7 protein-coding genes are annotated in these 7,376 nt (G+C 73.2%); 2 read left to right on the top strand and 5 right to left on the bottom strand.

What is annotated here, in order from left to right; all coding sequences use genetic code 11:
- Positions 1 to 231 precede the first annotated feature (231 nt).
- Genes H3C53_07760 through H3C53_07745 form a run of 4 tightly spaced genes read right to left on the bottom strand, consistent with a single transcriptional unit; the run spans position 232 to position 3,968 of the window.
- Positions 232 to 1,287 (bottom strand): nitronate monooxygenase, encoded by a 1,056-nt coding sequence (locus tag H3C53_07760; GenBank protein ID MBW7916558.1) that lies wholly within the window; start codon positions 1,285 to 1,287, stop codon positions 232 to 234.
- The gene (locus tag H3C53_07755; protein MBW7916557.1) at positions 1,284 to 2,099 is read right to left on the bottom strand and encodes an ABC transporter permease subunit; all 816 of its coding nucleotides are present in this window, start codon (positions 2,097 to 2,099) and stop codon (positions 1,284 to 1,286) included. The genes H3C53_07760 and H3C53_07755 overlap by 4 nt, the downstream gene beginning before the upstream one ends.
- Before the next feature lie 40 nt (positions 2,100 to 2,139).
- Positions 2,140 to 3,177 (bottom strand): ABC transporter substrate-binding protein, encoded by a 1,038-nt coding sequence (locus tag H3C53_07750; protein ID MBW7916556.1) that lies wholly within the window; start codon positions 3,175 to 3,177, stop codon positions 2,140 to 2,142.
- Positions 3,174 to 3,968 (bottom strand): ABC transporter ATP-binding protein, encoded by a 795-nt coding sequence (locus tag H3C53_07745; GenBank protein MBW7916555.1) that lies wholly within the window; start codon positions 3,966 to 3,968, stop codon positions 3,174 to 3,176. Before H3C53_07745 ends, H3C53_07750 begins: the two co-directional genes overlap by 4 nt.
- 319 nt (positions 3,969 to 4,287) lie before the next feature.
- On the opposite strand from H3C53_07745, the gene H3C53_07740 reads away from it, so the two are divergent.
- The gene (locus H3C53_07740; GenBank protein MBW7916554.1) at positions 4,288 to 4,899 is read left to right on the top strand and encodes a DUF4956 domain-containing protein; all 612 of its coding nucleotides are present in this window, start codon (positions 4,288 to 4,290) and stop codon (positions 4,897 to 4,899) included.
- Positions 4,896 to 5,771: a polyphosphate polymerase domain-containing protein gene (locus H3C53_07735; GenBank protein ID MBW7916553.1), complete on the top strand. Its 876-nt coding sequence runs from the start codon at positions 4,896 to 4,898 to the stop codon at positions 5,769 to 5,771. The genes H3C53_07740 and H3C53_07735 overlap by 4 nt, the downstream gene beginning before the upstream one ends.
- 49 nt (positions 5,772 to 5,820) lie before the next feature.
- On the opposite strand, the gene H3C53_07730 is transcribed toward H3C53_07735, so the two are convergent.
- Positions 5,821 to 7,332: an alpha/beta hydrolase gene (locus H3C53_07730; protein ID MBW7916552.1), complete on the bottom strand. Its 1,512-nt coding sequence runs from the start codon at positions 7,330 to 7,332 to the stop codon at positions 5,821 to 5,823.
- Positions 7,333 to 7,376 lie beyond the last annotated feature (44 nt).

Below are 7,376 nucleotides of genomic sequence, written 5' to 3'. Positions count from 1 at the left end.
GCCGTCCGGGCCCGCCGCGGCAAGGAGAACGAGGCGCACTCCTACCACCCTTCCTATGACGCCTGCGAGGTTAGCTGACGGGTTCGGAGGAGGAAGTCTCCGTCCGGGTAGGCCCCGGATTCACCCCAACTGCTCGGGTCCCCCGCCGCGCGGCGACGCGCCGCGCGCTCGGCTGCGGTAGACGTTGGCCGTCCACCTAGGGGCGCAGTCTAGGAGCCGAGGGGGTTCGCGTCAAGGGAACCTGGGCGCAACGTGAAGCGGCTCTGCCAACCGCCGCGTCAGCTCCCCTGCAGGCACCTCGGCGCAGCCCGCGGCGTTCTGCCCCGCCCACAGGTGCGTGAAGTCGGTGCTGCCGCGGGCCTCCGCGGCGACCCGCAGGGCCGCCAACGCCTTGGCGGCGTGTGGGAAGGGCGGCACTGCGTCGTTGAGCGGCCCGAGCTCGCGGATCAGGCGGTTGACGATGCCGCGCGCCGGCCGGCCCGTGAAGACGTTGGTGATGGCGGTGTGGGCGGCGCCCGGGCTCTTCAGCGCCTCGCGGTGCACGGGCCTCGTGGTGGCCTCGGGGCAGAGGAGGTAGGCGGTGCCGACCTGCACGCCGCTCGCCCCCAGCGCCAGCGCGGCGCGCACGCCGGCGGCGCTCGCGACGCCGCCCGCCGCGATGACGGGGACGTCGACGGCGGCCACGACCTGCGGGACGAGCGCGAAGGTGCCGACCTGAGTGGTGACGTCGCCTAGGAACATGCCGCGGTGGCCGCCCGCCTCGGCCCCTTGCGCGATGACGGCGTCCACCCCGCGGGCCTCCAGCCACGTGGCCTCGAGGACGGTGGTGGCGGTGGCGATGACCTTGGCCCCGGTCGCCTTGACGCGCGCGAGCAGGGGCGCAGCGGGGAGGCCGTAGTGGAAGCTCACCACCGGCGGCCTAAGCTCCTCGACGACGGCCGCGGTGGCGTCGCCGAACGGCGCCCGGAAGCGCCCGACCGCCTCCGCGCCCAGGTCGAGGCCAAGCTCGGCGTAGTAGGGGGCGAGCAGCTCGCGCCAGCGCGCCTCGCCGTCCGGGTCGGGGGCCGGCACGGCGTGGCAGAAGAAGTTGAGGTTGTAAGGCCCGTCCGTGGCGGCCGTCAAGGCGCGCAGCTCCGCCGCCACCTCCGTGGGTTCCAGCAGCCCGCACGGCAGGGAGCCGAGTCCCCCGGCCGCGGACACGGCCGCGGCCAGGCGATGGTCCTGCACCCCGGCCATGGGCGCCTGGATGATGGGCAGCTCGGTGCCGAATAGCTCCTGGAACGTCACGCGCCCACCTCCTCGCCCCCGGCCTCGGGGACGCTGCGCCAGCGTAGCAGGCGCCCGTTGAGGGGGTTGAGCACCGCCGCCTCCAGCAGGATGACCACGAGCACGACGGTGATGGTCCACGCGAAGATCTTGGCGGTGTCGAGGTTCGTCTGCGCCTGCTGGACCTGCGCCCCGATGCCGGTGACGGCCGAGAGCAGCTCGGCCATGATGGCCACCCGCAGCGACTGCCCGAACGTGACGGTGGTGGCGGCCAGCACGGGCGACGCCACCCCTGGGGCGACCACGTGAACGAGCCTATCGAGGCGCGACAGCTGGAACGCCTGCGCCATCTCGATGAGGGTGCGGTCCAGGTCGCGCACGGCCTCCTCGACCGTCACCACGATGAGCGGCAGCGCCACCAGCACTATCACGAGCCGCGTGACGCCGGCGCCGGGCCCGAGCCAGATGAGGCCCAGCGACACGAGCACCACGGGCGGCACCGCCATGAGGGCGGACAGCGCCGGGCGCGACACGCTGCTCGCCCAATCCGACATGCCGTTCACGGCGCCCCACGCCACCCCGATGGCGAGGCCGAGCAGCACGCCGGTGGCGGCGCGGTAGAGCGTCAGGCCCAGCGAGTCGATGAGCGCGCCGCTAAGGAACAGCTTGACGAGTGCGCTCCACGTCTGCGCCGGCGACGGCAGGATTATCTCCGGTTGCGACGACGCCAGCAGCGCCCACAGGGCGAGCAGCGCCGCGACGCCGAGCGCGCCGCCCACCAGGGTGCGGCGCGCTCGGTTGGGGGCAGCTTGCCTCCTCCTCGTGGCGGTCATGTCGCCGGCGGCGCTCGGGGTCAGCCGATCGCTCGTGCCGTCACCGCGGGTCGGCGAGGTAGAAGGAGGCGTCCGGGAGCTTACCGCCGATGATGTCGGGCGACATGCTCGCCAGTTCCCCGTAGAACGCCTCCAGCTCCTCTCGCGCCTCCGCGGCGGGGACGAGCTCCAGGTTGAGGCGGGGGATGACGTCCTTGACGACCGCCTCGGGCAGGCCGCTCACGGCGGCGAGGGTGGCGACGGCCTCCGGCCCGGCGGCGTTCACCTCGGCCACGGCCTCTTCGAGAGCGGTGAGGACGGCGCCCAGCACGTCGGGGCGCTCGGTCGCCAACCAGGTGGGCACGAGGATGCCGGCCTGCGGGATGCGCGGCTTGCCGGTCACGACGGCCCACTCCTCCTGCAGGTTCAGGAAGCGCCCGAGCGCCTGGCCGTTCTTGTTGGCGTTCATCAGGGCGAGGGTGGCGGTGTGCTCGGGCATGACGGCCCACTTGCCGCGGCCGCTCACGAGCTGCGCCACCACGTCCTGCGGCTTGGCGAAGTACTGCACCTCGAAGTCCACGCCGGGCGTCAGGCCGTTCGCCTCGGCGAGGTGGCGGAAGACGAGGTCGGGCATGTCGTTGCGGTACGGCACCATCACCGTCTCGCCGCGCAGGCTCTCCCAGTCGTGGCCGGCGTCTTCCGGCCCGAGCACCCAGATGAGGCCCCACACCATCACCGCGGCCAGCTTCACGTCGACGCCCTTGTTCGCGAGGTTGGCGCCCACGTAGGTGGGGACCGCCGTCACGTCGGACTGGTTGGTGACGAGGATGCTGCGCAGGATGTCGGGGGTGGCCCACTCGCCCACGTCGATCTCGTTGGCGAAGGGCGCGAGCGCTTCGGACTCGCCTATCATCTGGAACGGCGCCGAGAACGCCAGGTTGGCGGGGTGGCGGAAGCGCAGCACGTCGAGCTTCTCCTGAGCCAGCGCGCTGGTGCTCACGAGGGCGACGGCCGCCGTCAGCAGCGCGACGAGGGTCGACGTGACGAGGCGGCGCGGGGCGCGCGCGCTCGCGGTGGGGTCTTGGTGGTGATCGTTCACCCTTCCTCCTTGAGGTCTCCCGCTTGAGCGGGTCCGAGTAGTGCCAGGCACGAGAGCTCGTGGGCGAGGAACTTGGCGAGGCGCTCCACGCCTCGAGCGTCCGGATGGTCTACGAACTTCCAGCGGCCCAGCGGCGGCCCGCCCATCACGAGGGTGCGCTCCGCCACCTCCGCCGCCTCCGCCGGGTCGTGCGTGACCCACACGGTGGTGCAACCCACGGCGCGGATCTGCCGCACGAGCTCGGCGCGGAGCTGGTGGGCGGTGAGGACGTCGAGGTGCGAGAACGGCTCGTCGACCAGGAGCAGGGGCTCCTCGCAGGCGAGCGCTCGTGCTATCGACACGCGCTGCCGCATGCCGCCCGACAACGTGAGGGGGTAGGCGTCCATGGCGTCGGCCAGGCCCACGCGCTCGAGCCAGTCGGCGGCGCGGGCGCGTTGCCCCTTGGCGAGCACGAGCTCCACGTTCTGGCGCGCCGTGCGCCACGGCAACAGGCGGGGCTCCTGGAACACGACGGGCACGCGGCCGCCGGGCCGGGTCACGCGGCCGTCGGTCGGGGCGGCCAGGCCGGCGATGGTGCGCAGCAGGGTGGTCTTGCCTGCGCCGGAACGCCCCATGACGGCCAGGATCTGGCCCTGCGGGACGGTGGCGTCGAGCGCGTCGAGGAGGAGGAGGCCGCGCCGCGATAGCGACAGCGACTCGAACGTCAGGCCAGCGGTCGTCGCCCCGGCGGTGGGGGTCGGCGGGGCGACGGCGGTGAGCCGGTCGCGCTGGTTGGCGTATGCGGCGTTCATGGGAGTGGCGCGCACCCGTCCTTCTCGAGTCGGTCGCGGCCGCGTGTTCGGGCGGCCGCGCCTGGCGAGCTCGTGAACCCGGGCGCTACCCGCCGTGACCATCGAACTCGGGCATCCGTGTCCGGATACTTGAGTAGTCTAGTCGGGTTACTTGGGGGCGTCAACGCCGCCGGGACGGAGCCCGCGACCCGGCCGCCGCGCCGGGGTGACCCCTCACCACCTTCAGCCTGGCTTCAGCCGACCCGCCTACGGTGTGCGCAACACGGGGCGTCGCCGCCGGTGGGAGCGGCCGGCGCGACCTCGTCGAGGGAGGGAACCCATGACCAACCTGATCGCGGCGCTGCTCGCCGACCTCGTCGCCATAACCATCCTGGCGTACGGGCTCTACTTCAGGCGCCACTCGCGGCGCGACCTCGTGCTGGCCTACGTGGCGCTCAACACGGGCGTGCTCGCCGTGACGATGCTCCTGGCCGGCAGCGACGCCGGCCTCGGCCTCGGCCTTGGCCTCTTCGGCATCCTGTCGATCATCCGCTTGCGCTCCGACGCCATCACGCAGGAGGAGATCGCCTACTACTTCGTGTGCCTCGCCCTCGGCCTCGTGAACGGCCTGCACCCCGGTGCGGCGTGGCTGGCGCCGCTCATGTCGGGCGTCCTCGTGGCGGTCATGTACGTGGTCGATCACCCGCGCTTCGCGGCCACCACCCGCCGCCAGACCATCACCCTCGACGCCGCCTACCCCGACGCCGCCCGCTTGGAGGAGGCCCTCGAGAAGCTGCTGGGCGCGCAGGTGCTCCACGCCGCCACGATGCAGCTCGACCTCGTGCGCGACCTGACCGTCGTGGACGTCCGCTACCGCCTGCCCTGCGCGCCGCGGCGGAAGGTGGGCGTCGGCGCGAGCACCCCGCTTGGCGCACTCGAGGCGCGGTCGTGATGCCGCTGGTGCCCGCCGTGAGGACGCCGCCGGCGGGCGCCGCCCTGCGCGCGGGGGGCGCCATGCGAGCCGGGGGCGGGCGGACGGCCGGTAGGGGGGTCGGCGCGCTGCGCGCCGCCGCCGCGACCCTGCCGAGCGTGAGCCTCGAGGAGGTCGTCGGCGCCGCCGACCTCCAGACGCGCGTCGACCGCAAGTACCTCTTGACGCCAGGCCTGTTCGCGGATTTCGTCGCGGCCGTGCGAAGCGACCTCAGGGTCCTGGAGGTCGACGGCGTGCGGGAGTTCCGCTACTCCTCCGTCTACTTCGACACCCCCGACCTGGCGCTCTACCACGCTCACCGCCAGGGCCGGCGCCGGCGCTTCAAGGTGCGGACCCGCAACTACCTCGACTCGGGCTTCGCGACGTTCGAGGTGAAGGTGAAGGGCGGGCGCGGCGAGACGGTCAAGCGCCGCATGCCGTACGGCGCCGACGAGCTCTACTCCCTCAACCGCGAGGCCAGGGACTTCCTGGCAGGCGTCCTGGACGCCCAGGGCGCCACCCCCTCGCCGGAGCTGCGGCCCGTCCTGACCGTCGACTACGTGCGCACGACGCTCCTGGCCGCAGCGGCCGGCACGCGCCTGACGTGCGACGTCGAGATGAGCTACGTCGGGCCCAACCGCTCGGCGAGTGGGCCCGACCTGGTGCTGGTCGAGACGAAGAGCGCCGGCGGCAGGTCCGAGCTCGACCGCCGGCTGTGGGCCATGGGCGCGCGGCCCGTGAAGATGAGCAAGTACTGCGTCGGCACCGCCCTCGTGAACGGCGATCTCGCCGCCAACCGCTGGAACCGCCCCCTGAGGCGCGAGTTCGGCTGGCGACCGCACCGCCCCGGCTGAGGCGCTCGCGCGGCCCGGCGGCCCGCCCGGGGCGGCGGGGAGCCCGCCCTCAATGGAAGAGTTCGCGCACCTCGCGCATCAGCGCCGCGAACCGGCCCGGCTGGTCGAAGTTGGCGCGGTGTCCCGCGCCCTCGAACACGACGGCGCGCTTCGACGGCGCCGCCAGCCCCGCGAACCACTCCGCCGCCGGTTCGGTGCGCCCGCGGGTCTCGTGCTCGCCCATCACCATCACGTAAGGCACCTCGAGGCGCGTGACGTCGCGCCGGAAGTCGACGTCCCTGAGCTGCGGGTAGAGGGCGGCGGCTGAGTCGAGGAAGCCCCGGAACGCGTTCATCCGGTCCATGAAGGTGTACTCGGGGACGAGCAGGATGCCGGGCATCTCGTTGCTGCCGTCGAAGCCCGGGTAGGCGTTCCAGTCGTGCTCCGACGCCACCAGCGGCGCGTAGGCGAGCACGTTCTCGTAAGGCGGGGCGCCGTTTCGTCGCAGCTGCGCGGCGAGGCGCTCGTGGCCGTTCGCGTCGGCCCACGCCACGGCGTCCTCCCAGGACGCCCTGTCCGTGGCGCTCTGGCTCACCATCTGCCCGACGCCCACGAAGGCGTGGAAGAGGTCGGGGCGCCGCTGGACCACCAGCGCACCCAGCGTCGAGCCCCACGACTGGCCGACCAGGTACACCTTCTCCACGCCGAACCGGGCGCGCAAGTGCTGGGCAAGCTCGGTGGCGTCGGCGACGAACTGCTCGACGGTGAAGGTGTCGAGCGGGTCGAGCGCCGCGTACGACTTGCCTGCGCCGCGCTGCTCCCACGTGACGACGACGAAGTCCTGCTCCAGCGAAGTGTCGCGGCGCATCGCGCCCAGGTCCGTGCCGCCCGGCCCGCCCGCCAGGTAGAGGAGAACCGGGTTGGTCGTGTCGCGACCGCGGATCAGCAGGACCTGCTCGTGCCCGCCGATGACGACGCGACTGAGCTCCGCCACGCTCCCGGGCACGTCGCCGCCGTCCGGACCCACGATCGCCGCCGTCGAGGCCGGACGCGCCACGACCACCGCCAGCGCCGCAAGGCCGACGGTCACGGCGGCGGCGACGATCGCCCCGGGCGCTCCCACCGCCCCGGGGGCCGCGCGGCCGGTTCGTGCCGCCTGCGCCAGCCCCAGGGTGGCGCCCGCGACGAGCGGGACGAGGGTGAGCAGCGCCGGGAACAGCCGGCCCGTGGCAAGCGCGATGAAGCCGTAGACGCCGCCCGTGGGCAGGTCGACCGTCGGACCGCGCACGGGGAGCCGCGCCAGCTCGAACGCCAGTAGGTACGCGAGCGGGCCGAGCAGCAGGGCGTGACGCTGCCCGGACAGGTACCCCAGCGCCAGCCCGACGAGCATGGAGAGCCCCAGGCTCCACAGCGCGTGCGCCGTGGTGACGGGGCCGCGCGGCATGAACCAGGCGCTCAGCAACCCGAACGCCACGGGTAGGAGGAACACCAGCCGTGCGTCGAGCGCGGTGTGCGTGCCGGCGCCCGCGGCGACCCGTTCGGGCGCGACCGTCACGTGTCGTGCTTCGCCTGCTCTCAACATGAGTCCTCCCCTCGTTCCCACGCCGAATTGGTAGACCATCAGCC

The sequence above is a fragment of the Trueperaceae bacterium genome (assembly GCA_019454765.1).
Taxonomy (GTDB): Bacteria; Deinococcota; Deinococci; order Deinococcales; family Trueperaceae; genus JAAYYF01.
Note: the sequence above shows the minus strand (reverse complement) of the source record. Positions and strands in the feature narration are given on the sequence as shown.

What these genes read in the sequence shown, in the direction of transcription:
- H3C53_07745 (MBW7916555.1), bottom strand. Translation starts at nt 3,968, where the DNA reads ATGAACGCCGCATACGCCAACCAGCGCGACCGGCTCACCGCCGTCGCC.
- H3C53_07730 (MBW7916552.1), bottom strand. Translation starts at nt 7,332, where the DNA reads ATGTTGAGAGCAGGCGAAGCACGACACGTGACGGTCGCGCCCGAACGG.
- H3C53_07755 (MBW7916557.1), bottom strand. Translation starts at nt 2,099, where the DNA reads ATGACCGCCACGAGGAGGAGGCAAGCTGCCCCCAACCGAGCGCGCCGC.
- H3C53_07740 (MBW7916554.1), top strand. Translation starts at nt 4,288, where the DNA reads ATGACCAACCTGATCGCGGCGCTGCTCGCCGACCTCGTCGCCATAACC.